At 61.4% G+C, this 26657-nt stretch carries 23 protein-coding genes and 8 tRNA genes; 8 read left to right on the top strand and 23 right to left on the bottom strand.

What is annotated here, in order from left to right:
- Positions 1–57: 57 nt before the first annotated feature.
- The 11 genes from CSQ92_RS01975 to CSQ92_RS01925 all read right to left on the bottom strand — a co-directional run bounded on the left by CSQ92_RS01975 (position 58) and on the right by CSQ92_RS01925 (position 5242).
- A tRNA-Glu gene (locus CSQ92_RS01975) sits at positions 58–133 on the bottom strand.
- Positions 134–190: 57 nt separating this feature from the next.
- Positions 191–266: transfer RNA gene (locus CSQ92_RS01970), tRNA-Glu, on the bottom strand.
- A gap of 124 nt (positions 267–390) precedes the next feature.
- A tRNA-Glu gene (locus CSQ92_RS01965) sits at positions 391–466 on the bottom strand.
- Positions 467–708: 242 nt separating this feature from the next.
- Positions 709–1785: a DUF5694 domain-containing protein gene (locus CSQ92_RS01960; protein ID WP_099393088.1), complete on the bottom strand. Its 1077-nt coding sequence runs from the start codon at positions 1783–1785 to the stop codon at positions 709–711.
- A 276-nt stretch (positions 1786–2061) separates the two neighbouring features.
- Positions 2062–2137, bottom strand: a tRNA-Ala gene (locus tag CSQ92_RS01955).
- A gap of 50 nt (positions 2138–2187) precedes the next feature.
- Positions 2188–2263, bottom strand: a tRNA-Glu gene (locus CSQ92_RS01950).
- A 38-nt stretch (positions 2264–2301) separates the two neighbouring features.
- Positions 2302–2377 (bottom strand) — tRNA-Ala (locus tag CSQ92_RS01945).
- A 134-nt stretch (positions 2378–2511) separates the two neighbouring features.
- Positions 2512–2587 (bottom strand) — tRNA-Glu (locus CSQ92_RS01940).
- Positions 2588–2654: 67 nt separating this feature from the next.
- Positions 2655–2730: transfer RNA gene (locus CSQ92_RS01935), tRNA-Ala, on the bottom strand.
- A 123-nt stretch (positions 2731–2853) separates the two neighbouring features.
- Positions 2854–4260 (bottom strand): glutamate--tRNA ligase, encoded by a 1407-nt coding sequence (gene gltX / locus CSQ92_RS01930; protein ID WP_099393087.1) that lies wholly within the window; start codon positions 4258–4260, stop codon positions 2854–2856.
- Positions 4261–4330: 70 nt separating this feature from the next.
- The gene (locus CSQ92_RS01925) at positions 4331–5242 is read right to left on the bottom strand and encodes a LysR family transcriptional regulator (RefSeq protein ID WP_099394552.1); all 912 of its coding nucleotides are present in this window, start codon (positions 5240–5242) and stop codon (positions 4331–4333) included.
- A gap of 146 nt (positions 5243–5388) precedes the next feature.
- Here CSQ92_RS01925 and lysA point away from each other — a divergent pair, with 146 nt between their 5' ends.
- Both lysA and CSQ92_RS01915 read left to right on the top strand, forming a co-directional pair.
- Positions 5389–6627, top strand: a complete 1239-nt coding sequence (gene lysA / locus CSQ92_RS01920) for a diaminopimelate decarboxylase (protein ID WP_099393086.1) — start codon at positions 5389–5391, stop codon at positions 6625–6627.
- Between the two features lie 62 nt (positions 6628–6689).
- Positions 6690–8255, top strand: a complete 1566-nt coding sequence (locus tag CSQ92_RS01915) for a phospholipase D family protein (RefSeq protein WP_099393085.1) — start codon at positions 6690–6692, stop codon at positions 8253–8255.
- Between the two features lie 52 nt (positions 8256–8307).
- On the opposite strand, the gene CSQ92_RS01910 is transcribed toward CSQ92_RS01915, so the two are convergent.
- The 3 genes from CSQ92_RS01910 to apbC form a co-directional block, all read right to left on the bottom strand.
- Complete coding sequence (locus CSQ92_RS01910; protein ID WP_099393084.1) at positions 8308–9984, bottom strand: alkaline phosphatase family protein; 1677 nt, start codon at positions 9982–9984, stop codon at positions 8308–8310.
- Between the two features lie 139 nt (positions 9985–10123).
- Positions 10124–10531 (bottom strand): DUF4399 domain-containing protein, encoded by a 408-nt coding sequence (locus CSQ92_RS01905; RefSeq protein WP_099393083.1) that lies wholly within the window; start codon positions 10529–10531, stop codon positions 10124–10126.
- A gap of 87 nt (positions 10532–10618) precedes the next feature.
- On the bottom strand, positions 10619–11707 hold the full coding sequence (gene apbC, locus CSQ92_RS01900; RefSeq protein ID WP_034758315.1) for an iron-sulfur cluster carrier protein ApbC: 1089 nt from the start codon (positions 11705–11707) through the stop codon (positions 10619–10621).
- Between the two features lie 160 nt (positions 11708–11867).
- Here apbC and metG point away from each other — a divergent pair, with 160 nt between their 5' ends.
- From metG to panC, 5 genes are all read left to right on the top strand, one after another.
- Positions 11868–14027 (top strand): methionine--tRNA ligase, encoded by a 2160-nt coding sequence (gene metG, locus CSQ92_RS01895; protein ID WP_099393082.1) that lies wholly within the window; start codon positions 11868–11870, stop codon positions 14025–14027.
- Between the two features lie 19 nt (positions 14028–14046).
- Positions 14047–14526, top strand: a complete 480-nt coding sequence (locus CSQ92_RS01890; RefSeq protein WP_034778216.1) for a GNAT family N-acetyltransferase — start codon at positions 14047–14049, stop codon at positions 14524–14526.
- Positions 14527–14634: 108 nt separating this feature from the next.
- Positions 14635–14844 (top strand): DUF3460 family protein, encoded by a 210-nt coding sequence (locus CSQ92_RS01885; protein ID WP_034778041.1) that lies wholly within the window; start codon positions 14635–14637, stop codon positions 14842–14844.
- 17 nt (positions 14845–14861) lie between these two features.
- Positions 14862–15785: a segregation and condensation protein A gene (locus tag CSQ92_RS01880; RefSeq protein ID WP_070278820.1), complete on the top strand. Its 924-nt coding sequence runs from the start codon at positions 14862–14864 to the stop codon at positions 15783–15785.
- 55 nt (positions 15786–15840) lie between these two features.
- On the top strand, positions 15841–16680 hold the full coding sequence (gene panC, locus CSQ92_RS01875; protein WP_099393081.1) for a pantoate--beta-alanine ligase: 840 nt from the start codon (positions 15841–15843) through the stop codon (positions 16678–16680).
- 53 nt (positions 16681–16733) lie between these two features.
- On the opposite strand, the gene CSQ92_RS01870 is transcribed toward panC, so the two are convergent.
- On the bottom strand, positions 16734–17186 hold the full coding sequence (locus CSQ92_RS01870; RefSeq protein WP_143450259.1) for a hypothetical protein: 453 nt from the start codon (positions 17184–17186) through the stop codon (positions 16734–16736).
- Between the two features lie 294 nt (positions 17187–17480).
- Here CSQ92_RS01870 and CSQ92_RS01865 point away from each other — a divergent pair, with 294 nt between their 5' ends.
- A complete protein-coding gene (locus CSQ92_RS01865) occupies positions 17481–18233 on the top strand; it encodes an SDR family oxidoreductase (RefSeq protein ID WP_180276911.1) in 753 nt (250 codons plus the stop codon).
- Between the two features lie 72 nt (positions 18234–18305).
- On the opposite strand, the gene cheY is transcribed toward CSQ92_RS01865, so the two are convergent.
- The 8 genes from cheY to CSQ92_RS01825 form a co-directional block, all read right to left on the bottom strand.
- A complete protein-coding gene (gene cheY, locus CSQ92_RS01860) occupies positions 18306–18704 on the bottom strand; it encodes a chemotaxis response regulator CheY (RefSeq protein ID WP_010396677.1) in 399 nt (132 codons plus the stop codon).
- 147 nt (positions 18705–18851) lie between these two features.
- Positions 18852–19922, bottom strand: a complete 1071-nt coding sequence (locus CSQ92_RS01855) for a protein-glutamate methylesterase/protein-glutamine glutaminase (protein ID WP_034778028.1) — start codon at positions 19920–19922, stop codon at positions 18852–18854.
- Between the two features lie 108 nt (positions 19923–20030).
- Positions 20031–20639, bottom strand: a complete 609-nt coding sequence (cheD, locus tag CSQ92_RS01850) for a chemoreceptor glutamine deamidase CheD (protein ID WP_034758343.1) — start codon at positions 20637–20639, stop codon at positions 20031–20033.
- A 9-nt stretch (positions 20640–20648) separates the two neighbouring features.
- The gene (locus CSQ92_RS01845) at positions 20649–21521 is read right to left on the bottom strand and encodes a CheR family methyltransferase (protein ID WP_034778025.1); all 873 of its coding nucleotides are present in this window, start codon (positions 21519–21521) and stop codon (positions 20649–20651) included.
- A 71-nt stretch (positions 21522–21592) separates the two neighbouring features.
- Entirely contained in the window at positions 21593–23314 is a 1722-nt protein-coding gene (locus CSQ92_RS01840; protein WP_099393079.1) for a methyl-accepting chemotaxis protein, read from the bottom strand.
- A gap of 188 nt (positions 23315–23502) precedes the next feature.
- The gene (locus CSQ92_RS01835) at positions 23503–24009 is read right to left on the bottom strand and encodes a chemotaxis protein CheW (protein WP_034758356.1); all 507 of its coding nucleotides are present in this window, start codon (positions 24007–24009) and stop codon (positions 23503–23505) included.
- 30 nt (positions 24010–24039) lie between these two features.
- Positions 24040–26241, bottom strand: coding sequence for a chemotaxis protein CheA (cheA, locus tag CSQ92_RS01830; RefSeq protein ID WP_099393078.1), 2202 nt, complete (start codon positions 26239–26241; stop codon positions 24040–24042).
- 43 nt (positions 26242–26284) lie between these two features.
- The gene (locus CSQ92_RS01825) at positions 26285–26650 is read right to left on the bottom strand and encodes a response regulator (protein ID WP_034758362.1); all 366 of its coding nucleotides are present in this window, start codon (positions 26648–26650) and stop codon (positions 26285–26287) included.
- Positions 26651–26657 lie beyond the last annotated feature (7 nt).

Below are 26657 nucleotides of genomic sequence, written 5' to 3'. Positions count from 1 at the left end.
TAACAAAAAAGCCGCGCTGTTACCAGGCGGCTTTTTTGTTGGCTGATTCAGCCGGTCTGGCGTCCCCAAGGGGATTCGAACCCCTGTACTCACCGTGAAAGGGTGATGTCCTAGGCCTCTAGACGATGGGGACAGAAAATCTGTCCTGGATGCGCTGCTTTGCATCCCGACCTGTTACTACTTGCGAATCTGGCGTCCCCAAGGGGATTCGAACCCCTGTACTCACCGTGAAAGGGTGATGTCCTAGGCCTCTAGACGATGGGGACAGAAATCTGTCCTGAATGCAATACTTTGCATCCTGACCCGGTACTGCAGCAATATGGCAGAAACAAAAAAAGCCTGACTTGTCAGGCCCATTCAGCACTGCACTCTTACTTTACAACTAAATCCTGGCGTCCCCAAGGGGATTCGAACCCCTGTACTCACCGTGAAAGGGTGATGTCCTAGGCCTCTAGACGATGGGGACCTGTGCTGGCTTTACTCTCAGCGGACTCTTCGTTGAAGGCTTTGCTTAGCCCCTCAAAAAAGCGTGCGCGAAGTTTAACACGAAGCGATTCACGAAATCAACTGCTGGCCTTCTTATTTTCCACCTTTTTGCATCCCCCTTCCCTATGGAAACAAGATGATGGCAGGAAGATATGCAAAGCAACAGCACGCCAGGCATGCAGGAAAAACCGCGCCAACCTCCCGGCGCGGCAAAAGCACTCCTTAGCGCAAGATATCGTCCGTACTGGTGATGCGCACATCATGCATCTGGTTCAGATACGCCTCCAGATAGCCCTTGTGGGATGCGCCGACGATGACCAGCACGCGCATGCCCGGGCGCGCCGCCATGATTTCGCGGATATTCGACGCCATGCGCAAGTTGCGCACCTCCCAGGAGGCGACGTAGTTGCGGCCATACCGCTGCGGCGAAGGCTCTTCGAGCGCCGCGCCAAAATCGCCACGGAAGGCCAGATCCGCCTCGGCGCGTCCGTTATAGGCGCGATAGATCGCCAGCACACCGGCAGGCGTCGTCAATTGTTCCTCAAACCCGGCATGGATGCGCTTGCGCTCGGCCGAAAAGGAGTTATTCCAGGCCGCCCTGATCGCCTTGGCATACGCCTTTTCATCGTCAACAGGCATATCGGACGTATGGTCATCCATGCCATGCACCCGCTCGTGCCCGCTCTTCGCCGCCAGCACGGCAGCGATCTGATAGCTCTCGTTGCGCTGCATCAGCAGGGAATTGAGGTTTGCGGCCAAGGGCTCGCTCACGCCGTCACCGGCGCGCCGCTCATCTGCGGGCAGACGCAGCCACTGCACCAGCGCCGATGCGCGCTCGCCACCAGCCAGGAACAGGGAGGCCAATGTACGCCGCTGCGCGGCAGACGGCGCCGCCGGCCAGGCGGCCAGCAAACCCTCCGCCTGCGCCGTGGCCGCGACCACATCGAGCCCCGTGGCGGCCCGCGCGACGGAAGTGTCATAGCAATACGCCTTCACCGTATCGCCATAGCGCTGCGGATAGGCGCGCAGGTAAGCACACTGCAAACCGGAAAGCGCCTCGATCGCGATCGCATCCGGCCGCCAGTCCGCCAGGCGCTCGTTGAGCAAGCTCAATTGAGACGGATCAAACGATTTTGGCAATTGCGCCAAATGGGGCGAACCGAGCACCAGCACGTCATTGAACGGGCCCTTTTGCAACTTCAGCGCACCGGGATCAAATTTCGCCGCAGGCGGCGCCTCCGCATGCGCGGGAACGTGCATAACGGCGGCAAGAAAAAAACTGGCAAATACGCGGTGCATCCTGTCTCCTCAATGTGATGGTCCATTTTTTATCAGCAGGCTTGATGCAATCAAGCCGCCAGCTAAATGTAACCACTCCGCAAATCACTGTCAGTTATATCCATGCAACCAATAGGCACAAAAAAAGCCGCCCAGGGCGACTTTGAATATCTTGTGACTTAATGCTATTGGCGGAGGTTGACGGCAGCTAACCACGACCACTTGCAAAGAAATCGACAGCACAAATAAAAAAAGCCGCTCGAGGCGACTTTGATTATCATGTGATTTCTGCGCTGTTGGTGGAGGTAAGCGGGATCGAACCGCTGACCTCTTGCATGCCATGCAAGCGCTCTCCCAGCTGAGCTATACCCCCCGGGCGCAGAAACACTGCTACTTCTTTACAACCATAACACCAGACTGAACTGGCGTCCCCAAGGGGATTCGAACCCCTGTACTCACCGTGAAAGGGTGATGTCCTAGGCCTCTAGACGATGGGGACCTCGGCACTACAGTTTTACCACCTTACTTCTGCGCTGTTGGTGGAGGTAAGCGGGATCGAACCGCTGACCTCTTGCATGCCATGCAAGCGCTCTCCCAGCTGAGCTATACCCCCCGGGCGCAGAAATAATAAAAGCCGCACTTGGCGACTTTGTTCCACTACTTGCTTTCCATCCAGATTCCGCTTTTTACGGGCCTGAACTTACAACAATCAGTACAAACAACTGCCACTACTATACCACAACTACCTGGCGTCCCCAAGGGGATTCGAACCCCTGTACTCACCGTGAAAGGGTGATGTCCTAGGCCTCTAGACGATGGGGACCGCGGAACTTCCAAACAACAACTGCACCACTTCAACGACTAACAAAACCTGACTGCGATTTTGCTGCTGGTGGAGGTAAGCGGGATCGAACCGCTGACCTCTTGCATGCCATGCAAGCGCTCTCCCAGCTGAGCTATACCCCCGTTGGTGCAGAAACAAGAGTATAGCAAAGAAGTTTCACTCTGCAAATACCCTTTTTCGTCTATGAGCAACTTTTCATAGGGGCGGTTTCCGCACTCTCTTTTACGGCGATTTAATCGCGATGCTTACAACCACTTTGCCAGGCGCGCCAGCACGGTGTCGCGGCCGAAGATCACCACCACCTGGTCGATGGCAGGCGTCTGCAACTGGCCCGTCAGGATCAAACGCAAAGGCATGGCCAGCAGCGGCATCTTGATGGTGTTCGCGGCCAGCACTTCCTTGATCATGGCGGCGACGGCTTCCTTGCTCCACTCCACCGTGGCGATGCGCTCGGCAAACTGCGCCAGCACGGGCTTGATGGTATCCGTGATGTGCTGCGCGACCAGTTCCGCTTCCGGCTGTGGCTCGCGGAAGAACAGCATCGAGGCGGCAGCCAGTTCATTGACCGTGTTGGCGCGCTCCTTCATCATGCCCAGCACTTGCGCCAGGTCCGGAGCGCCTTCGAAGACGGCGCCGGCAGCGGCCATTTGCGGACGCGCCAGGTCGGCCAGACGCGTGTTGTCGGCCTGCTTGATATAGTGGTTGTTCAGCCAGGCCAGTTTTTCATTGTTGAACTGGGCCGCCGATTTCGACAGATGGTTCAGGTTGAACCACTCGCAGAACTGCTCGGTCGAGAACACTTCATCATCGCCATGGCTCCAGCCCAGGCGCGCCAGGTAGTTCAGCATCGCTTCTGGCAGGAAGCCTTGCGCCGGGTAATCCATCACGCTGACGGCGCCATGGCGCTTCGACAGCTTTTCGCCGTCCGCACCGAGGATCATCGGCAGGTGGCCGTACAGGGGCAGCGGTGCGCCGATGGCGCGCAGGATGTTGATCTGGCGCGGGGTGTTGTTGACATGGTCGTCGCCGCGGATCACGTGCGTGATCTGCATGTCCCAGTCGTCGACGGCCACGCAGAAGTTGTACGTCGGCGTGCCGTCCGGGCGGGCGATCACCAGGTCGTCCAGCTCGCGGTTGGAAATCGTGATCGTGCCCTTGACCACGTCGTCCCACGTCACGTCGCCGTCGAGCGGGTTCTTGAAACGCACGACGGGCTTGCGGTCGGCCGGCACGGCCGGCAGGGTCTTGCCCGGCTCCGGGCGCCAGGTGCCGTCGTAGCGCGGCTTTTCGCCGGCGGCGCGCATGCGCTCGCGCATCGCTTCAACTTCTTCCGGCGACGAGTAGCAGTGATATGCAGTGCCTTCGGCCAGCATCTGCGCCACTACCTCGCGGTAGCGGTCCATGCGCTGCATCTGGTAGAACGGGCCCTCGTCGTGGTCCAGGCCCAGCCACTTCATGCCTTCGATGATAGCTTGCACGGCTTCCGGCGTGGAACGCTCCACGTCCGTGTCTTCGATGCGCAGCACGAAGGTGCCGCCGAAGTGGCGGGCATACGCCCAGCTGTATAAAGCGGTGCGGGCGCCGCCCAGGTGCAGATAGCCGGTCGGGCTGGGAGCGAAACGGGTACGGACGGGAGTAGCGGTTGTGGTCATCGAAGTAATCAGGCTTGAATAAGTAAAACGCCATTTTACTCTGTTGACCGCCGCCGCTCCACAAGCGCCGTCACAGCTGCAGCAGCCGCCTTTTCACTTCGTCCGCCTGCGCATGCAGCGCCTGCTCGAACAGGGCGACAAGTTGCGACAGGGGCCGGTGCAAAGGTTTCACGAGATTCACCGTGAACGGCAGGGACACGGCGAAGCGGCGGATCTGCAAGCCCTGCCCCGCATAGTCGAGGGCCGTGAGCGGATTGACGATGGCCAGGCCCACGCCTTCGCGCACCATCGCGCACACGGAGGCGGCGCTGTGCGTGTCGAGCGCCATGCGCCGCTCCACGCCCGCCTGCGCGAAGATGGCGTCGATCTGCTGGCGGTAGGGGTCGACGGCGGCCAGGCTGATGAAAGGCTGGCCCGCGAAATCGGCCGGCTGCAGCACGGCCTTGCTGGCGAGCGCATGGCCGTCGGGCAGCACGCACACTTCATCGACGGACATCAGGGTGTCGAGCGCGGTGCCCGGCGGCGCATTGCCCACTTCCGTCAGGCCGATATCGTGCCGCTGCGCCGACAGCCACTCTTCCAGCAGCGGCGACTCCTGCGGCGTGATGCTGATGCTCACCTTGGGAAAATCGGCGACGAAGCGCTTGCACGCCTGCGGCAGCAGCGACTGGGAAAACACGGGCAGGCAGGCGATCGACAACTGTCCCTGGTCGAACTGGCGCAGGGCCGCCGCCGTGCTGACGATGCGCTCGAGGCCAAAATACGCGCGCTGCACTTCCTCGAACAGCTGCAGCGCCTGGGCCGTCGGACGCAGCCGCCCCCGCTCGCGCTCGAACAGGATCAAGCCCGTCAAATGCTCGAGGCGCGCCAGTTCGCGGCTGACGGTGGGCTGCGACGTATGCAGCATGGCGGCGGCGGCCGTCACGCTGCCCGTCGTCATGATGGCGCGGAAGACTTCAATATGGCGCAGGGAGATAGTCATGGCCATATCATAAATGAATAAGGTAGGCCTAAATAGATATTTTATGTTTACAAAGAAAACCCGCATCATGGCCAGCATCGTAGGTCGGATTAGCGGGCAAAGCCCGCGTAATCCGACGCCACCCATCATATGACAAAGACCACACCATGAAACCAGTGCCAGACGCCACCCTCGCCCAACTCGCCCAGGAACACGGCACCCCCCTGTGGGTGTATGACGCGGCCACCATCCGCGCGCGCATCGCGCAGCTGGCGCAGTTCGACACCGTGCGCTTCGCGCAAAAGGCCAACTCGAACATCCATCTGCTGACCTTGATGCGCGAAGCGGGCGTGCACGTGGACGCCGTGTCGCTGGGCGAGATCGAGCGCGCGCTGCAGGCAGGCTTTACGCCGGCGCAAACGAATGGCGCCGCCGGCGTGGTGTTCACCTGCGACCTGTTTGACCGCGCCACCCTGGCGCGCGTGGCGGCGGCGAAGATCGAAGTCAATTGCGGCTCCGTCGACATGCTGCGCCAGCTGGGTCCCGTGTCGCCCGGCCACCGCGTCTGGCTGCGCATCAATCCAGGCTATGGTCATGGCCACAGCAACAAGACCAATACGGGCGGCGAAAACAGCAAGCACGGCATCTGGCATGAAGAGCTGCCGGAGGCGCTGGCCGTCATCCGCGCACATGGCCTGCACCTGGTGGGCCTGCACATGCACATCGGCTCGGGCGTCGACTACAGCCACCTGGAAACCGTCTGCGGCACCATGGTCGAGCTGGTCAAAAACATGGGCCACGATATCGAAGCCATTTCCACGGGCGGCGGCCTGTCCGTGCCCTACCGCGAAGGCGAGCAGCCCGTCGACACGGACCACTACTTCCAGCTGTGGGATGCGGCGCGCAAGCAGATCGAGGCGCACCTGGGCCATCGCGTGCACCTGGAAATCGAACCGGGCCGCTTCCTCGTGGCCGACGCAGGCTTGCTGGTGGCCGAAGTACGCGCCACCAAGCAAATGGGCGGCAACCATTTCACCTTGCTCGATACGGGTTTCAATGAACTGATGCGCCCGGCCATGTATGGCAGCTACCATGAAATGTCGGTGATCGCGCATGACGGCCGCGCACTGGACACGCAACACGCCACCGTCGTCGGCGGCCCCCTGTGCGAATCGGGCGACGTGTTTACCCAGCGCGATGGCGGCGTGGTGGAAACCCGGCAGCTGCCGGCAGCACAGGTAGGCGACTACGTGGTGTTCGAAGGCGCGGGCGCGTATGGCGCGTCGATGTCGTCGAACTACAACAGCCGCCCCCATGCGGCGGAATACCTGGTCGACGGAGAACAATCCCGCTTGATCCGCCGCCGCCAGACGGTGGCCGAACTGATCGCGCTGGAACAACTCTAAAACCGCGCCGCGTGCGGGCATGCGCATCTGCTAACATCGGGGCAACTCGATGAAAGCCCGCCATGCCCGCCCAAGCACTTCCCTTCCGCAGCGCCACCCGGCTGCTGCTGCCCCTGCTGCTGTCCGCCGTCCTCGCCGGCTGCGCGTCACTGCCTTCGCTGGAGAGCCGCACTCCCTCCAGCGTCATCACCGATACGGCACATACCCAGCTGGCCACGGCCATTGCGCCCATGGCGGCGCAGCATCCGGGCGTGTCCGGCATTTATCCGCTGGTCGATGGGCGCGACGCCTTTGCCGCGCGCGCCCTGCTGGCCGCCGCCGCCCAGCGCAGCCTGGACGTGCAGTACTACATCTGGCACAAGGACATCACGGGCACACTGCTGTTCGACGCCCTGCGCCAGGCAGCGGAGCGGGGCGTGCGCGTGCGCCTGCTGCTCGACGATAACAACACGGCGGGCCTGGACCAGACCTTGAGCATGCTGGGCAAGCAGCAGAATCTGGAGATCCGCCTGTTCAACCCATTCATTCCCCGCGCGCCGCGCGCACTGGCCTTTGCCGCGGATTTTTCCCGCCTCAACCGGCGCATGCACAACAAATCGTTCACGGCCGATAACCAGGCCACCATCGTCGGCGGACGCAATGTGGGCGATGAATATTTTGGCGCGGCCGGCGATGTGCTGTTTGCCGACCTTGACGTGCTGGCCATCGGCCCCGTCGTCGACGACGTGTCGCAGGATTTCGACCGCTACTGGAACAGCGCCTCTGCCTACCCGGCCAGACTGCTGCTGACCAGCCCTGTCGAGGGCGACGCGGCCACCATCGCCGCCGAAGCGGACCGCATCGACGATACCAAGGCGGCCGAGGAATACGTGCAGGCACTGCGCACCTCGCCCTTCGTCAAGCAGATGATGGAACGCACCCTGCCCTTCGAATGGGCCAAGACGCGCATGGTCAGCGACGACCCGGCCAAGGTGCTGGACAAGGCCCGGCCAGGCACGGGCGTGGCGGAAAACCTGCAAAACCTGCTGGGTGTGCCGGAAAAGGAAGTGGACCTGGTGTCGCCGTATTTCGTGCCCGGCAAATCGGGCACGCAAGCCTTTGCCGACCTGGCAAGAAAAGGCGTGGGCGTGCGCATCCTGACGAATGCGCTGGAAGCGACCGACGTGGCGGCCGTGCATGCCGGCTATGCGAAGTGGAGAAAGCCGCTGCTGGAAGCGGGCGTGCTGCTGTACGAGTCGCGCCGTTCGTGGGAACGGGGCGATGCGCGCGAACAGCCGGGCCGCTTCGGCAGCTCCGCATCGAGCCTGCACGCGAAGACCTTTGCCGTCGATGATAGGCGCATCTTTGTCGGCTCGTTCAACTTCGATCCGCGCTCGATCGAATTGAACACGGAAATGGGCCTCGTCATCGACAGCCCCGCGCTGGCCAGCCAGCTGGGGCAAGCCATGCGCACCACGATCCCGCAGCGCGCCTACCAAGTGCTGCTTGGCGACGATGGCGCGCTGTACTGGCTCGCGCGCGACGCCAGCGGCGCCACCACGCGCTACGACACGGAACCGGGCACCAGCGTGTGGAAACGCATGGGGGTGGCGATTCTGTCGGTGCTGCCGATCGACTGGCTGCTGTAAGCGGCTTGACCAACGATGTTGTCGGATTACGCGGCTTCGCCGCTAATCCGACCTACCGCACCGCTTCCGTCAAAACCCGCCCTTCCGACGCCGATGGCTGGCGTATGCGCAGCAGATGGGCCAGGGTTGGCGCGATGTCGACCACTTCCGCGTACTCGCCATACGCGCCCGGTTTGATCCAGCGCGGGCCGAAGACCATCAGCGGCACGTTGGTGTCATAGGTATACGGCGTGCCGTGCGAGGTGCCGCCGCTGCCCTTGCCGAAGTACCAGGCCGGCTTTGTGACGACCATCAGGTCGCCCGACAGCTGGCGGTTCCAGGCGCGGCGCATCAAGGTGTCCATGCGCGTGGCGACGGCTCCCGCTTCCATCTGCGTGCGCGTGTAGACTTGCGCCAAGCCGTCCTGCTGCAGCAGGAAGCGGGCCGCCGCGTCTTCCAGGGCGGCGCGATTGACGCCGCTCTTTTCCGCCAGCGCGTAATCGAGGTAGATATTCGGCAGCGACGACGCCGTCACCAGCTTATCGATGCCCAGGTTTGTCGCCAGGTGCCGGTTCAAGCCATCGACCAGTTTGGTGCCATCGATGCGCTTGGCCGAGAAGCCGCGCGTTTCGGCAAATTCCGGCACGTTGGCAAAGCCATGGTCGGCCGTCAGCACCACCAGCACATTATCCATGCCGACTTTTTTATCGAGGTCGGCAAAGAAGCCGGCCAGCATGCGGTCCAGGCGCTGCAGGTGGTCGTGCGACATCTTGCTTTCCGGGCCGTAGGCGTGATTCACATAATCGTGCGCGGACAGGCTCACACCGAGGATATCGGGCACGCCGGCCGGATTGCGGCCCAGGTTCTCGCCATCGATGGCGGCACGCGCGAATTCCAGGGTCAGTTCATCGAGGAAGGGGCCGGACTTCAAGCGGCTGTAGTACTCGCCATCGAGCTTGCCGCTGTCGCTGTAATAGGCGAACGGGAAGGTGTTGCGCGTGCCCGGCTTGGCCGCCACAAGATCATCACGGGCGTCCCGCGCATAGGCCGAATCGGCCAGCAGCGGCGTCCAGCTCTTGCCATAGTAGCGGTCCTGCGGTTTGGCGGCCTGGTAGCGCTGCACCCATTGCGGATGCTGCTGCATGTAATAGGTGCTGCTGGCGAAATTGCCCGTCTTTTCCATGTACATATAGGCCGTGCCCGTTTTCCCGGCCAGCAGGATGGCGCCCCGGTCCTTGCCCGACACGGTGACGACCTTGGCCTGGTCGCCCGTGGAATAGCGCAGCTCGTCGCCCAGGGTGCTCACGCGCAGTTTCGTCGGCGCCGTGCCATCATCGGGCTGCGTGTCTTCGCCGATGTAATGGAAATTGCCATCTTCGGTGCAATACACGGATTTTTTCGTGACGGGATCGATCCAGTTATTGCCGATCACGCCATGCTGGTACGGATAGGCGCCCGACAGCACGGCCGAGTGGCCGATGGCGGTGACCGTGATGCCATGCGCCTGGTGGGCATCGCTGAACCACGCGCCCTGCTCCAGCAGACGGCGGAAACCGCCCTGGCCGAACTGGTCGCGGTAGCGCGTCACCTGCTCCTGCGGCAAGCCGTCCACCACCAGCACCACCACCAGCTTCGGCTGCGCCGCGGTATTGGGAACCGCCTTGGCCGCATGCGCCTGGCACGCCGCCACGCCGGCTACCAGCAGCAGCGCCTGCGCCAGTTGCCGGGAAAGGGAGAAATGTTTCGTCATATCCGCTCATCAAAAGTTAGGCCACCGGGCAGCATACGCCGACTATATGACGCAATGATGACAAAAAGCAATACCATAAAAAAGGCCGGGCTCCATCGCTGGAACCCGGCCTTTGCCGAAACAGATGAAAATGCCGGACTTACTTGACCGTCACCTTGATGCTTTTGCTCAACTCCGGCCCATACGACTGGTGCGCGCCATTGGCGAACTGCATGGTCAGGGTGTACTGGCCCGGCGGCAAGGTGACGTCCGTTTCCGTTTGTCCTTTGCCGAAATGCAAATGCTTGTCATCCATGGGTATCATCTCGCCCGCCTTCATCGGCCCCATATTGATGAGCAGATGATGGTGGCCCGTCTTCGCCGTCATGTCGCCGGCCGGCTTGACGTCCATGCCGCTGACGGCGAACTTGACCTTGAACGGGCTGGTCACTGTCGCGCCATCGACTGGCTCGACTAACGAAACGGATTGCGCAAACGCGCTGGCGGCCAGCAGGCTGCCGGCGATTAGGGCTGCGGCTTGGCGCAGGAATACGGTGGTCAATTGCATGATGTCTCCTCTTGTTTAATAACAACACGGACTGCATGAAACCATATTCCTGCTGACACTGGCGCATGGGAGCGCCACATCCGACGTTTAATCGTTCTTGATGACGATCGACGGGAATTTACTTGTCATATCCTTCGCCTTTTCCGCCACCTTGATGGCGATGGTGCGGGCGATCTGCTTGTAGATCACGGCGACGGGACCTTCCGGCTCGGCCACGACGGTGGGCGTGCCCGAATCCGTCTGCTGGCGAATCGCCATGGTCAACGGCAAGGCGCCGAGGAATTCCACGCCGAAGTCCGCGCACATCTTCGCGCCGCCGCCGGCGCCGAAGATTTCTTCCGCATGGCCGCAGTTCGAGCAGATGTGCGTGCTCATGTTTTCCACCACGCCGAGGATAGGAATGCCGACTTTCTCGAACATTTTCAAGCCCTTGCGCGCGTCCAGCAGCGCGATGTCCTGCGGCGTCGTGACGATGACGGCGCCCGTGACGGGCACTTTCTGCGACAGGGTCAGCTGAATGTCGCCCGTGCCCGGCGGCATGTCGACGATCAGGTAATCGAGGTCGCGCCAGTTGGTCTGGTCCAGCAATTGCTGCAAGGCTTGCGTGACCATCGGGCCGCGCCACACCATCGGTTCGTCCGGATCGATCATGAAGCCGATCGACGACACTTGCAGGCCGTGGTTTTCCATCGGCTCCATGCTCTTGCCATCGAGGGTCTTCGGCTGGCCGCTGATGCCCAGCATCATCGGTTGCGACGGGCCATAGATATCGGCGTCCAGCATGCCGACGGTGGCGCCTTCGGCTGCCAGGGCCAGGGCCAGGTTGACGGCCGTGGTCGATTTGCCAACACCACCCTTACCGGAAGCGACGGCGATGATATTTTTCACGTTGCTCATCGGCTTCAAGCCGCGCTGCACCGTGTGCGAAATGATTTTCGACGACACGCCCACGCTGACATTGCCCACGCCCGGCAGCACGCGCAGGGCGGCCAGCACGGATTTGCGGATCAGGTCGATCTGGCTTTTGGCGGGGTAGCCCAGCTCGATGTCGAGGGAAATGTCATCGCCATCGACTTTCAGATTCTTGACTGTTTTACTGGAAACGAAATCTTTATGTGTATTTGGATCAATAACCTGGGCCAGCGCGGCCTTGACGTCTTCTACTGTGATGCTCATGTAAATCTCCGTGTGTACTACATATGTGCAATACGCGCAGTCTAGCGCAAATTTGCAGGGCGCGATGGCGGCAAAAGCAGCACTTGCCGGCGCCACATCTGCTCATATTGCCTTTCCGCTGTTAAAATGTCCTATTATCCATCCCAAAAGTGCATCAATCATGACTCGCAAGCTGTTCGTCACCACTGCCCTGCCTTACGCAAACGCCGCTTTTCACATTGGCCACATCATGGAATACATCCAGGCTGATATCTGGGTCCGGTTCCAGCGAATGCAACGCGATGGCGCAGCCGGCCGTGAAGTGCACTTTGTGGGCGCGGACGATACGCATGGCACGCCCATCATGATCGCCGCCGAAAAGGAAGGCATCACCCCGCAGCAATTCGTCGCCAATATCGCCGCCGGCCGCGCCCAGTACCTCGATGGCTTCCATATCGCCTTCGACAACTGGTACTCGACCGATTCGCCGGAAAACGTCGACCTGTCGCAATCGATCTACCGCAAGCTGCGCGATACGGGCCTGATCGTCACGAAAACCGTTGACCGCTTCTTCGATCCGGTCAAGGGCATGTTCCTGGCCGACCGCAACATCAAGGGCGAATGCCCGAAATGCGGCGCCAAGAACCAGTACGGCGACAATTGCGAAGTGTGCGGCGCGGCCTACCAGCCGACCGACCTGGTCAATCCGTTCTCCGTGTTTACCAATGCGACACCCGTGATGAAGCCGTCGGAACAGTATTTCTTCAAGCTGTCCGACCCGCGCTGCTTCGAATTCCTCAAGGATTGGCTCAACACGCCAGGCCGCTTGCAGCCTGAAATGGTCAACAAGGTCAGCGAATGGCTGGGAGAAGCGGGCGAAAAGCTGGCCGACTGGGATATCTCGCGCGATGCGCCTTACTTCGGCATCCCGATTCCCGATGCGCCAGGCAAGTTCTTCTATGTGTGGATGGACGCGCCCGTCGGCTACCTGGCCAGCCTGAAAAACTATTGCGACAAGAAAGGCCTCGATTTTGACGCCCTCTTGAACGACCCGGCCACGGAACAGATCCACTTCATCGGCAAGGACATCGTTTCCTTCCATTTGCTGTTCTGGCCCGCCATGCTGAAATTTGCCGGCCACCCGGTGATCGACAAACTGAAAGTCAATGTGCACGGCTTCCTGACGGTCAACAACGAAAAGATGTCGAAGTCGCGCGGCACGGGCATTTCGCCGCTGCGCTACCTGGACCTGGGCATGAACCCGGAATGGCTGCGCTACTACATCGCCTTCAAGCTGAACTCGAAAGTGGAAGACCTGGACTTCAACGGCGACGACTTCGTGGCCCGCGTGAACAGCGACCTGATCGGCAAATACGTGAACATCGCCAGCCGCTGCGCCGGCTTCATCGCCAAGCGTTTCGACGGCAAGCTGGCATCCACGCTGTCGGAAGGCGCGCAAAGCTGGATCAACCGCGCGCTGACGGTGGACGTCAACGGCGTCATCGTCGAGCGCCAGGCCAGCATCGCCGCGCACTTCGAGAACCGCGAATTCGGCAAGGCCTTGCGCGAGATCATGGAAATCGCCGACATCACCAACCAGTATGTCGATGAAAACAAACCGTGGATCCTGGCCAAGGACGCGGACAAGACGGCCGAACTGCACGACGTGTGCACCACGGCCCTGATCCTGTTCCGCCAGCTGACGATCCTGCTGTCGCCTGTCCTGCCGGGCGTGGCGAAGAACGTGGCCTCGTTCCTCAACGACGCCGAATTCACCTGGGCCGATACGCAAGTGTTCGGCGACGCCGTCTCGAACAGCATGCTGGGCCGTACCATCGGCGCCTACAGCCACTTGATGACGCGCATGGATGCGAAGATGATCGAAGCGCTGTTTGACGCGCCGCAAGCGGCCGCTGCCATTGCAGCACCGGCTGGCGACGCCGCGAACGACGCCGCAGCGGTCGCTGAAACGCCGGCCTCCGCCATCGAGGATCTTGCGCCCGAAATCAAGATCGACGACTTCCTCAAGGTCGACTTGCGCATCGCCAAGATCGTCAACTGCGAGCTGGTGGACGGCTCCGACAAGCTGCTGCGCCTGACCCTGGATGCGGGCGAAGGCCGCTTGCGCAATGTGTTTTCGGGCATCCGCTCGGCTTACCAGCCGGAAGAGCTGGTCGGCAAGCTGACGGTGCTGGTGGCCAATCTGGCGCCGCGCAAGATGAAGTTCGGCATTTCGGAAGGCATGGTCATGGCCGCCTCCGCCGCCGACGAAAAGGCGAATCCGGGCATCTACATCCTGAACCCGTGGCCAGGCGCCGAACCTGGCATGCGCATCCGTTAAGCCACCACAAGGACCGATGATGAATATCGTGGTGCGCGAAGCAACGAATGCCGATGCACAGCTGATGGCCGAGCTGACCCGCGCCGCGTGGGCCGGCAAGGTGGCCGCCTCGTCCAGTGGACACCACGAGACGGCCCAGCAGGTGGAAGAGCAATTGCGCCACGGCGGCGGTTTTCTGTTGCTGATCGACGACATTCCCGCCGGTTCGCTGCGCTGGATGCCGCTCGACAGCGATCCCGCCATCTGGAAGATTTCACGCATGGGCGTGCTGCCCGCCTACCGGGGCAGCCACGTTTCGCAGCACTTGCTGGAAGCCATCATTCATCACGGCCTGTCGTGCCAGGCCGAGGAATTGCGCCTGGCCGTGCGGCGCGACCAGCGCAAGCTGATCGATTTTTATGCGGCCTTCGAATTCGACCTGGCCGAAGAACTGGAATATTCGCACGCCAACCCCGCCGAACCGGCGCCGATGGTGATGCGGCGTTTGTTGCGTTATTGATTTTTAGCAATTTCGCCCCCGGACTTGCCGATACAACAACCCGCCAAGCGGCACGGCGCGGTAAAATACGGCCGGCTGACCTTACCGATAAGACACTCAGAAGAGAATATGAAACTGCCTGCAAAACACAACAACTACGTATCCGACCACACCTTGTTCATCGCTGAGCTGAAGGCCAAGAATCCTGGCATGGAAGCGGGCCAGCAAGCGGGCCGCGCCCTGCTGTGGGACAAGCCGGCCGTCAGCATCGATGAGCAGGAACGCCAGCTGGCGTCGGCCGTCAAGCAACAGGCTTACGTTTACCAGAACAAGAACTAAGATCTGGAACCGGCACGATGTTGCCTGAAGAGTCTGCAGTCACGCCGGAAGCCGATGCTCCCGGCGCCGGCGCAGTCATCGAGTCGCCCGAACCTGTCGCTGAAGGCGACGGCAGCGGCGACCCTGCAACAAAGGTAACGGACGCGGCGCCCGCCGCCGACCCGCTGGGCATCGCCCGCCTGTATGGCGAGCCGATGATGCGCATGCCGACGGATCTGTACATTCCGCCGGACGCGCTGGAAATCTTCCTCGAAGCCTTCGAAGGCCCGCTCGACTTGCTGCTCTACCTGATCCGCAAGCAAAACTTCAACATTCTCGATATTCCGATGGCGCAGGTAACCCTGCAATATCTGAAATATGTCGACCAGATCCGCGTGCGCAACCTGGAACTGGCCGCAGAATACCTGTTGATGGCGGCCATGCTTATCGAGATCAAGTCGCGCATGCTCTTGCCTTCGCGCAAGAGCGACGTCGAGGAAGATGGCGGCGACCCCCGTGCCGAACTGGTGCGCCGCCTGCTCGAGTACGAGCAGATCAAGCTGGCCGCCTACGACCTGAATGCCATCCCGCAGTTCGAGCGCGATTTCGTGCGCACGCAGATTTTCATCGAGCAAAGCCTGACGCCCACCTGGCCCGACGTGGAACCGGTGGACTTGCAGCAGGCGTGGCTCGACGTGCTGAAACGCGCCAAGCTGACCCAGCATCACCGCATCAGCCGCCAGGAACTGTCCGTGCGCGAGCACATGTCGAGCATCCTGCGCCACTTGCAGTCGTCGCGCTTCGTCGAATTCAGCGAGCTGTTCGACATTGCCGGCGGCGTGCCCGTGGTGGTGGTCAACTTCGTGGCCCTGCTGGAACTGGCCAAGGAAACCCTGATCGAAATCACGCAGGCAGAACCGTTTGCCCCCATCTACGTCCGGCTGGCGTATTCGCCCGCCTGATATCCTTCCCTTTGTCACTGACCACCGTACAACGGGGTTTTAGCGAAAGCAATCCATGAAAATTATTTCCGACATCGAAGAATTGCGCGACCAGCTCAGCGGACAGCTGCGCACGGCGTTCGTCCCCACCATGGGCAACCTGCACGAAGGCCATCTGTCATTGATGCGTCTGGCGCGCAAGCATGGCGACCCCGTCGTCGCCTCGATCTTCGTGAACCGCCTGCAATTCGGCCCGAACGAAGACTTCGAGAAATATCCGCGCACCATGGCGGCCGACATCGCCAAGCTGGAAAAGGAAGGTGTGTACGTGCTGTTCGCCCCGACGGAAAAGGAACTGTACCCGGAACCGCAGGAATACCGCGTGCGTCCGCCCGATGACCTGGGCAATACCCTGGAAGGCGAATTCCGTCCCGGCTTCTTCGAAGGCGTGTGCACGGTCGTCACCAAGCTGTTCTCGTGCGTGGGTCCGCGCGTAGCCGTGTTCGGCAAGAAGGATTACCAGCAGTTGATGATCATCCGCAACATGGCGCGCCAGTTCGCGCTGCCGACGGAAATCATCGCTGCCGAAACCTACCGCGCAGACGATGGCCTGGCTTTATCGTCGCGCAATATGTATCTGTCGGAAAGCGAGCGAGCGGAAGCGCCGGAACTGTTCAAGGGCCTTAATTTCGTCGCCGAGGAAGTGCGCAAGGGCAACCTGGCCGTGGCTGAGCTGGAACAGGCGGCCATGCAGTTGCTGGACGGCCGCGGCTGGAAATCGGACTACATCGCCGTGCGCAAGCGCGCCAACCTGCAGGCGCCAAACGCCGCCGAACTGGCCGCCGGCGAACCGCTGGTGGTGCTGGCTGCCGCCAAGCTGGGCCAGACTCGCCTGATCGACAACCTGGAAATTTAAGCGCCATCGTCAAGCGTCACCTCGACGGGGCCATTCGGCCCCGTTGCTTTTTCTTACTTCTCCATCCCCACCAGCTTGAGTTCCGCAAACAGCGGCTTGCTGCTGCCGCGTGCCGCTTGCAACATGTCGTAGCTGGCCGCATCGAGCACGATTTCCTCTCCCGCCCACAGCTTGCGCTGGTGCGCAGGCAGCCTCAGGCTGCGCAGGATGGCCCGGACCTGGGCCGGATCGGCCGCCAGCAGGCGGATGGCGCGCGCATGGCGCTGCGTGCCCGTGAGTATCGGCAAGCCGCCCTCCGGGCCATTCTGGCTCAGGCTGACATAATCATGGCCGCCCACGCGGTGCAGATATGCGTGCCGGCCATCGGCTTCGACAGGCAAGGGCGCGGCCGGTTCCTGCATTTCGACAGACGCGACAGGCGCAACGGCGGTTTGTTCAAGGCTCACGCCACAGGCCGCCAACAGGGCCGTGCTCAGGGCAAAAAATAATACGGGTGCTCGGCGCATCGTGCGCTCCTTCTTGTCGGGGTCGGGGACAGAGGTGGAATACTGCAGCGATCATGGGCCAAATTATTTGACGTGTAAAGTTAACTTTAGGAAATATTTCATTCCTTTGCGCAATGACTTATGCTCGGCGGGATCTTGCCTTCCCAAACCCGGCAAGCCCAGAACAATTGTTAATGAAATTTGCACACTAAAACCATCAACACCATCTTTATTCATGAATCAATAAAGATCACAATGGCTGCACTGGCTCGCAGCGACAGCATGCGGGCTTCCCATCACGACAGGAGAGCAGCCATGAACACCACATCCACCCCCGCCAAGGTCGCCATCGTCACAGGTGCCTCGCGCGGCATCGGCGCGGCCATCGCCCGCCGCCTGGCACGCGACGGCATGCAGGTCGTCGTCAATTACGCCAGCGGCAAGGATGCGGCGGATGAGCTGGTGGCGGCCATCGTGGCCGGCGGCGGCGCCGCCATCGCCGTCCAGGCCAACGTGGCTGATGCGGGCGAGGTGCAAGCGCTGTTCGATGCAGCAGAAGCAGCTTTTGGCGGCGTCGACGTACTGGTCAACAATGCCGGCATCATGCCGCCCATGCTGCCGGCCCTGGCCAACACGGACGACGCCACCTTCGACAGCCTGTTCGCCATCAACGTCAAGGGCAGCTTCAACACCATGCGCCAGGCGGCGACGCGCTTGCGCCACGGCGGTAGCGTGGTCAACTTCTCCACCAGCGTGATTGGCCTGGCCCTGCCCGGCTATGCCGTCTACGGCGCCACCAAGGCGGCCATCGAAACGATGACAAATATCTTTGCCAAGGAATTACGCGGCAAGAACATCACCGTCAATGCCATCGCCCCCGGCCCCACGGCCACTGCCCTGTTCTTGAACGGCAAGACGGAAGAAACGATACAGCGCATGGGCAAGATGGCGCCATTGGAACGGCTGGGCACGCCGGACGATATCGCCGCCGCCGTGGCTTTCCTGGCAGGACCGGATGGCCGCTGGGTGAATGGCCAAACGTTACGCGCGAATGGCGGCCTGGTCTGAGTTTTTTGCGGACAAAAAAAACGCTGCCAATTCGCACTGGCAGCGTTTTTTTTGATAACGATCAAACCTGGATTAAGCGCCGGCTTTTTCCAGCTTCTCGAAAATCTTGTTCAGCTTTTCATCGAGGGTCGCGGCCGTGAACGGCTTGACGACATAACCGCTGGCGCCAGCTTGCGCGGCGGCGATGATGTTTTCTTTTTTCGCTTCGGCGGTCACCATCAGCACGGGCAGCTTGGCCAGTGCCGGATCGGCGCGGATATGCTGCAGCATCGTCAGGCCATCCATGTTTGGCATGTTCCAGTCCGAAACGACGAAATCGTACGATTCCGCGCGCAGCTTGGCCAGGCCCATCACGCCGTCTTCCGCCTCATCGACGTTGGCATAACCCAGTTCCTTCAACAGATTCCGGACAATGCGGCGCATCGTCGAAAAATCGTCAACGACTAAAAATTTCATCTTTGGATCAGCCATGAATAACTCCGTTGTTTCTGTAGCGGTTTGTTAATAATATCGACATGAATGCCGACATTATGGTCGACACTACGGCAGCAAGTTGTAGGATAGCATTTTCGTTGCTTTTAGGCGAACAAACTTGCCTCAGATCATATAAAACGTGGCTTACACGCGCAAAGCACGCATGCCATGCGCAGCCAGGTGTCCCAGCACCATGCCAGGCAACGCCGTCAAAGCGCCGACCTCATGCGTAGCACCGACAGCGATCGCCTCGCGCGGCATGCCGAACACCACGCAACTGGCTTCATCCTGCGCAAAATTATACGCTCCTGCGGCCTTCATCTCCAACATGCCTTGCGCGCCATCCTTGCCCATGCCGGTGAGGATCACGCCAACGGCATTTTTACCGGCCGATTGCGCGGCCGAACGGAACAGCACATCGACCGACGGGCGGTGGCGGTTCACCGGCTCGCCCTGGTCGATCTTGGTCATGTAATTGGCGCCGCTGCGCGTCAGAGTCAGGTGCGAATGGCCGGGCGCGATATAGGCGTGGCCCGGCAGTACCCGTTCGCCGCCTGCCGCTTCCTGCACCGAGATCTTGCACAGCGAATCGAGGCGGCGCGCAAACGAGCGTGTAAAGCCTTCCGGCATGTGCTGCGTGATCAGGATGCCGGGGCAATCGGAAGGCATCTGCATGAGAAATTCGCGGATCGCTTCCGTGCCGCCTGTGGACGCGCCCACGATGATCAGCTTTTCGCTCGACGTCAATGGGCTGCGCAGCGCAGGCAGCGGTGCAGCCACCTTGTCGCTGGCCGACGGCAGGGTGCGCGCGCGGATACGCGCCTTCGAGGCGGCGCGGATCTTGTCGGCGATCATGTCCGTGTACTCGCGCATGCCGCTCTGGATGGAAATCTTCGGCTTGGTGACGAAATCGACGGCGCCCAGTTCCAGCGCGCGCATGGTGATCTCAGAGCCGCGTTCGGTCAGCGACGACACCATCAATACCGGCATCGGACGCAAACGCATCAGCTTCTCCAGGAAATCGAGGCCATCCATCTTCGGCATCTCGACGTCGAGGGTCAGCACGTCGGGGTTGGTCTGCTTGATCATCTCGCGCGCCACCAGCGGATCGGGCGCCGCGCCCACCACTTCCATGTCGGGCTGGCTGTTCACGATTTCCGTCATCACGCTGCGGATCAGCGCCGAATCATCCACGATCAATACTTTGATCTTCATAGTTATCCTTCCAGGCCTTGCGGCCCTTCTTCTTTATTAAATTAGTACACCGGACAAAACCATCGCAGGCCGCAAAGCACGACGCGCAGCAGGTTTGCTCTGGCGTTATCAGAACAGTTCGACCTCGCCGCCCACCGGCGCAACTTTCAAACGGCTGGCGTAATCGAGTTCGCGGCGTACCAGCGTATCGTTATGCGTCTGCATCAGCTTTTTCACCAGCACCTTGCCGCTGCGGGGGAAAAAATACACCTTGCGCGGGTGGATGTCGTTCAGGTCTTCCGCCACCACGCGCATCTTTTCCGCCTTCAGGTAATTGATGACGAAGGCCGCATTGCGCTCACCCACGTTGATCGCCGTGAAGCCGCGCAGCACGGCGCCGCCGCCGAACACTTTCGCTTCCATGTTCTCGCGCCGCGCACCGGCCTTCAGCAAATCGTTGATCAGGATTTCCATGGCGTAGGTGCCATAGCGCATCGACGCGGAAATCGGGCTATTCGGATCGCTGCCGCCATCGGGCAGCATGAAGTGGTTCATGCCGCCCAGGCCCGTGACGCGGTCGCGGATGCAGGCCGAGACGCAGGAGCCGAGCACGGTGACGATCAGCATGTCCTTGTTGGTAAAGTAATACTCACCAGGCAAGATCTTGGCGGCGTCACAATTGAACGTCCTGTCGTAATAGACGTTAGTGGCAAATTGCTCTTTGGATTCCAGGCTCATATTTCACTCTCATGTACGATGCGACGATGCCTTGGGCGCGGCGCCCCGAGGCTGATCGAGCTCATAGACTGTTTTACCGCGCAGCTTCAATGAATCCGACACGTACAGGAAATTCTCCGAATGGCCCGCGAACAGCAGGGCATCCGGCTTCATCAATGGCACAAAGCGCGACAGGATCTTGCGCTGCGTCGCCTTGTCAAAATAAATCATCACGTTGCGGCAAAAGATGACGTCGAACTGGCCTGTCAATGGCCAGCTGTCGGCCAGCAGGTTGAGCGGCTTGAAAGTGATCATCTGGCGCAGTTCCGGGCGCACCCGCACCTGTCCCTCCCGATCGCCCTTGCCGCGCAAGAAAAAGCGCCGCGCACGGTCGGCCGGCATCTTGTCGAGCCGGTCCAGGTTGTAGACGCCATTGGCGGCCGTGGCCAGCACGTTCGTGTCGATGTCCGTGGCGATGATGGTGACCGGCGGCGTGAGCGTATTGAACGCCTCGCACACCGTCATGGCGATCGAATACGGCTCCTCGCCGGTGGAACTGGCCGAACACCAGATGGTGATCGGCCCGCTCAGTTTTTTCACATGCTCGGCCAGCAGCGGGAAGTGATGCGCCTCGCGGAAGAACGACGTCAGGTTGGTCGTCAGCGCATTCGTGAACGCTTCCCACTCGTCGCCCATGCGGCCAGCTTCCAGGTCGTCCAGGTAACGGACGAACGAGGAAATGCCGGTCGCGCGCAGGCGCCGCGCCAGGCGGCTATAGACCATCTCCTGCTTGCTGTCGGCCAGCGCGATGCCGGCCCGCTTGTAAATCATGGCGCGGACCCGTTCGAAGTCCTTGCCAGTGAAATCAAATTCCTTGACCGAATCCGTTTTAGTTTGCGGCATTTTGTTTTTACCTCTCTATGACTACTCTGACCAATGCCTTTGCAAGTATAACTAGCGGGACCGGGTTGGCGTCAGAACTCTTCCCAATCGTCGCCGCCGGCCGCCGCCAGCTTTTTCGCGGGCGGTGGCGTACCGGCTTGCGCCGTCGTCGCCAACCGCCGTGTCGTTGCCGCCACGCTCGGCGCCGGCCGCGCCGCCGCCTTGACTACTGGCGCGGATACGGGCACGGCTGCCTGCGCCGCGCTCTCCCCATCGAGCTTGAAGATGCTGACGGCGTCGGCCAGTTTCTGCGCCTGGTCCTGCATGCTTTCAGCCGCCGCCGCCGCTTCCTCGACCAGCGCCGCGTTTTGCTGCGTCATCTGGTCCATCTGCGCGATGGCCTGGTTGACCTCTTCGATGCCGTGGCTCTGTTCCTGCGTTGCCGCCGTGATCTCGCCCATGATGTCGGCTACCTGCCGGATCGACGTGACGATCAGGCCCATGGTCTGCCCCGCCTCGTCCACCAGGCGGCTGCCGGCATCGACCTTGTCGACCGAGTCGCCGATCAGGCCCTTGATCTCTTTCGCCGCGCCAGCCGAGCGTTGCGCCAGATTGCGCACTTCCGACGCCACCACCGCAAAGCCGCGTCCCTGCTCGCCTGCCCGCGCCGCTTCGACGGCCGCATTCAATGCCAGGATATTCGTCTGGAACGCGATGCCGTCTATGACGCCGATAATGTCGACGATCTTGCGTGAACTGTCCTTGATGGAACCCATGGTATCGACCACTTGCGCCACCACCTTGCCGCCCTGCTCCGCCACCGACGATGCCGACACGGCCAGCTGATTGGCCTGGCGCGCGTTGTCCGCGTTCTGCTTCACGGTCGACGTCAGCTCTTCCATTGACGATGCCGTCTCTTCGAGCGAACTGGCCTGCGTTTCCGTGCGCGCCGACAGGTCCGCATTGCCGCTGGCGATCTCGCGCGACGCCACGGTGATGGTGTCCGTCCCATTGCGCACATCGCTGACCGTCTGCACCAGGCTTTCGTTCATGTCCTTGAGCGCCTGCTGCAGCGCGCTCGTTTCATCCTTGCCTTCGACCACCACGCGCGACGTCAGCTCGCCGGCAGCGACCTTCTGCGCCACGGCCAGTGCGCCAGACAGCGGCACCGTGATCGAGCGCGTGATGAAGATGGCGCACCAGGCGCCGATCGCCACCGCCGCGCCGCCCAGGATAAGCAGTACCGTCATCAGGCGCGCATCGGCCGCCAGCGAGTCGTCCATGAAGCTTTGCTGCGCCACGTGCTGCAGGTCGAGCAGCTTGTTGATATCGGCCAGCGTCGTCTTGTTCAAGGGGTCGATGCGGGTGGCAATCACCTTCGCCGCGCCCTCGCTGTTAAACGCCAGCACCTGTCCCATCGCTTCCTTGAAGGCCGCATCGACATCGCCGTCGACCTTGGCGATATTGGCCAGCAGCGCCTTCTCGCCCTCGGACAGGCCCAGGCTGGACAGCTTGCCGCGCGCGCCGTCGTACAGCTTGCGCTGCTCGCGCACCTTGCCCTCTTCCGCCTGCATCAGCCCCACATCGCCCTGCAGGCCGATATTGCGCATGGCGATACCGGTTTCCAGCATCGCGCTTTTCATCAGCGATGCCTGCGTGTTCTTTTCGCTTGCCAGCTCCAGGCCCGTGAGCAACTGGGCCTTGTTCCGGTAATTCAGTGCATTCGCCGAAACGATCACTACCACCAGGATGGCGAGGATGCTGCCAAAACCTATCCCCAGCCGGGTGCCTATCTTGAAATCGCGCAAACTCATTACAGTCTCCAATATTTATGTGAACGGCGCCCGTTCAACCGGACGGCGCCGTGTTGTGGCCTGGTCTCTGACGGACCTTGCAGCCTGCCGGCGCGCCTCTGCTCGCGCCGGTACATGCATATCTGTAGTGATTCTTTGCGTGCCAAAACGGCGGCGCACCGAGCGCCGCCTTGCTGCCATGCGGCCGTTTACGCCGCCAGCTTGTCGATCAGGCCCATCTCGCTGCTCGACATCAGCTTGTCGATGTCGACCAGGATCAGCATGCGCTCGTCGATGGTGCCCAGGCCGATCATGTAGTCGGTCGAGAAGGCGGTACCCATTTCCGGCGCCGGTTTCACCTGCTCCGGCGTCAGGGTGGTGACGTCGGAAACGCTGTCGACCACCATGCCGACGATGCGGCCGCCGATGTTCAGGATGATCACGACCGTGAACTGGTCGTACACGGGCGTGCCCAGGTTGAACTTAATGCGCATGTCGACCACGGGGATGATGATGCCGCGCAGGTTGATCACGCCCTTGATGAATTCAGGCGCGTTGGCGATGCGGGTGACCGCTTCGTAACCACGGATTTCCTGGACCTTCAGGATATCGATGCCGTACTCTTCGGAGCCCAGCGTGAAGGCCAGGAATTCACGGCCGGCGATGTCCTTGCCGTCGCCCGCATTGCTTCCGGATGTTTGTTGAGTATCTGACATGGTGCGTTTTCCTATCTTTATCTATCGGTATTACGAAAAAATGGACTCGTCGGCCAGCTGGCGAGAGGAACGGATCAGGGCGGCGACATCGAGAATCAGCGACACGCCGCCATCGCCCAGGATGGTGGCGCCGGAAATGCCCACCACCTTGCGGTAATTCGATTCGAGGTTTTTCACCACGACCTGCTGCTGTCCCACCAGGTCGTCGACGAACAGGGCCGCCTTGCGCCCTTCCGTCTCGAGGATCACGCAGATGCCTTCCGAGGGACTGGTAAAGCGCGGCGCGATGTCGAACATCTGGTACAGCGGAATCAAAGGCAGGTATTCGCCGCGCACCTTCACCACCTGGCCTTTACCGCTGATGTCCTTGATATCCTCAACGGCCGGCTGCAGGGATTCGATGACAAAGCCCAGCGGCAAAATATACACTTCGTCGCCGACTCTGATCGACATGCCGTCCAGGATGGCCAGGGTCAGCGGCAGCGAGATGGAAATCGTCGTGCCGAAGCCCTTCGCCGAACGGATGTCGACGACGCCGCCCATGGCGCTGATATTGCGCTTGACGACATCCATGCCCACGCCGCGGCCCGACACGTCGGTGACCGCTTCGGCGGTGGAAAAGCCGGGCGCGAAGATCAGCTGCCACACGTCGGCATCGCTCATCGTCTCGGATACGTCCAGGCCCTGCTGCGCGGCCTTGGCCAGGATGCGCTCGCGGTTCAATCCCGCGCCGTCATCGGACACTTCGATAATGATGTTGCCGCCCTGGTGGCTGGCCGAGAGGAACAAACGGCCCGCCTCGGTCTTGCCGGCGGCCACGCGGGCGGCTGGCATTTCCACGCCATGGTCGATACTGTTGCGCACCAGGTGCGTGAGCGGGTCGACGATGCGCTCGATGAGGCCCTTGTCCAGTTCCGTGGCGGCGCCGTTCGTGATGAAATCGACCTTCTTGCCCAGTTTCGTCGCCAGGTCGCGCACCATGCGCGGGAAGCGCGAAAAGACGAAGTCCATCGGCATCATGCGGATCGACATCACCGCTTCCTGCAAGTCTCGCGTATTGCGCGTCAGGTGGCTGACGCTGTCGAGCAGTTTTTCATGCAGCATCGGGTCGAGCGCGCTGGCGCGCTGCTCGATCATCGCCTGCGTGATCACCAGTTCGCCCACCAGGTTGATCAGCTGGTCGACCTTTTCGATCGAGACGCGGATCGACGACGATTCGGCGCCAGCCTTGTCGCCCTCTTTCTTGGCTGGTTTCTTTTCCTGCTCCGCTTCGGCCACGGCGCTGGCCACGACCGGCGCGGCGGCGGCGCTGGCGTTGCCCGCCTTGGCCGCGTCGGCGCGAATCTGTTCCAGGGGCTGGAAAAAACCATAGCCCTGTTCGGCGTCGCTCTGCACGCCGGCGGCGGCGCGGATATCTTCGAGCGGCTGGAAGAAGCCATAGCCAGGATCGGCTTGACCCTGCGCACCAGGCGCGCCTGGCAGCGGGTCGAAGAAGCCGTAGCCCTGGGCTTTTTCCTGCGCCGCGCGGACCGCATCGGCTTCGCCTGGCGCCAGTGGCGGCGCCTGCGTGATCACCATGTCGTCCGGGTTGAGCACGAACGAGCAGATGGCCAGGATATCGTCCAGGCTTTCATGCGTCGTCACTTCCAGCACCTTGCGCGCGTCGGGCAAGGCGGACACGGCGACGTCGCCCAGCAAGCCCAGTTCGGCCGCCAGCGCATCGACTTCGCGCGGCTCCATTGCCGGCAGTTCCAGGCGGATGCGATGGCCGCCGGCATGGCTGACGGCGGCCTTTTCCGCCGTATGGAAGGCCGGCGCGACGGGCGTGAGCGCGGCCACGGGCACGTCCTGCGAAAACGACTGCAGCATCATGCGCACATTGGCCACGGCATCCTGGTCGACGGCGCTGCCCAGGCGATGGCCGTCGAGCTGCATCTTGAGGATATCCTTGGCCGCCAAAAAGGCGTCGACGTGTTCCGCCGTCAGAGCCATCTGGCCCTGGCGGATACGGTCGAGCAGCGACTCGAGGATGTGCGTCACCTCGCTCATGTCGGAGAGGCCGAACGTCGATGCGCCGCCCTTGATCGAATGGGCGGTGCGGAAAATGGCATTCAGGTCTTCGGCGTCGGGCGCCGCAATATCAACGGCCAGCAGCAGCCGTTCTTTTTCAGCCAGCAGTTCTTCGGCCTCATCGAAAAAGACCTGAAAAAACTGGCTAATATCGATGGTCATAGGGTGACTCCGTCAATTGCATCGTTGTGCTGCGCGGCTGGCATCAGCCGATCACCTTCTTGACCACTTCGATCAGGCGTTGCGGATCGAAAGGCTTGACCAGCCAGCCATTGGCGCCGGCGGCACGTCCCTTCGACTTCATCTCGTCCGACGACTCCGTCGTCAGCATCAGGATGGGTACCTTCTGGTAGGTCGGCAGTTCGCGCAGCAGCTTGATCAGCTCCAGGCCATCCATGCGCGGCATGTTCTGGTCCGTCAATACCAGGTCCACGGTTTGCAGCTTGGCTTTTTCCAGTCCATCCTGGCCGTCGACGGCCTCCACCACCTGGTAACCGGCGGCTTTCAGGCTGAACGCCACCATCTGGCGCAATGAGCTGGAATCGTCCACTGCAAGTATCGTTTTGGCCATCTTTGCT

It is taken from the genome of Janthinobacterium sp. BJB446 (assembly GCF_002735655.1).
GTDB classification, from domain to species: Bacteria; Pseudomonadota; Gammaproteobacteria; order Burkholderiales; family Burkholderiaceae_D; genus Janthinobacterium; species Janthinobacterium lividum.
The sequence above is the reverse complement of the archived record's forward strand: the minus strand, read 5'-3'. Positions and strand labels throughout refer to the sequence as shown.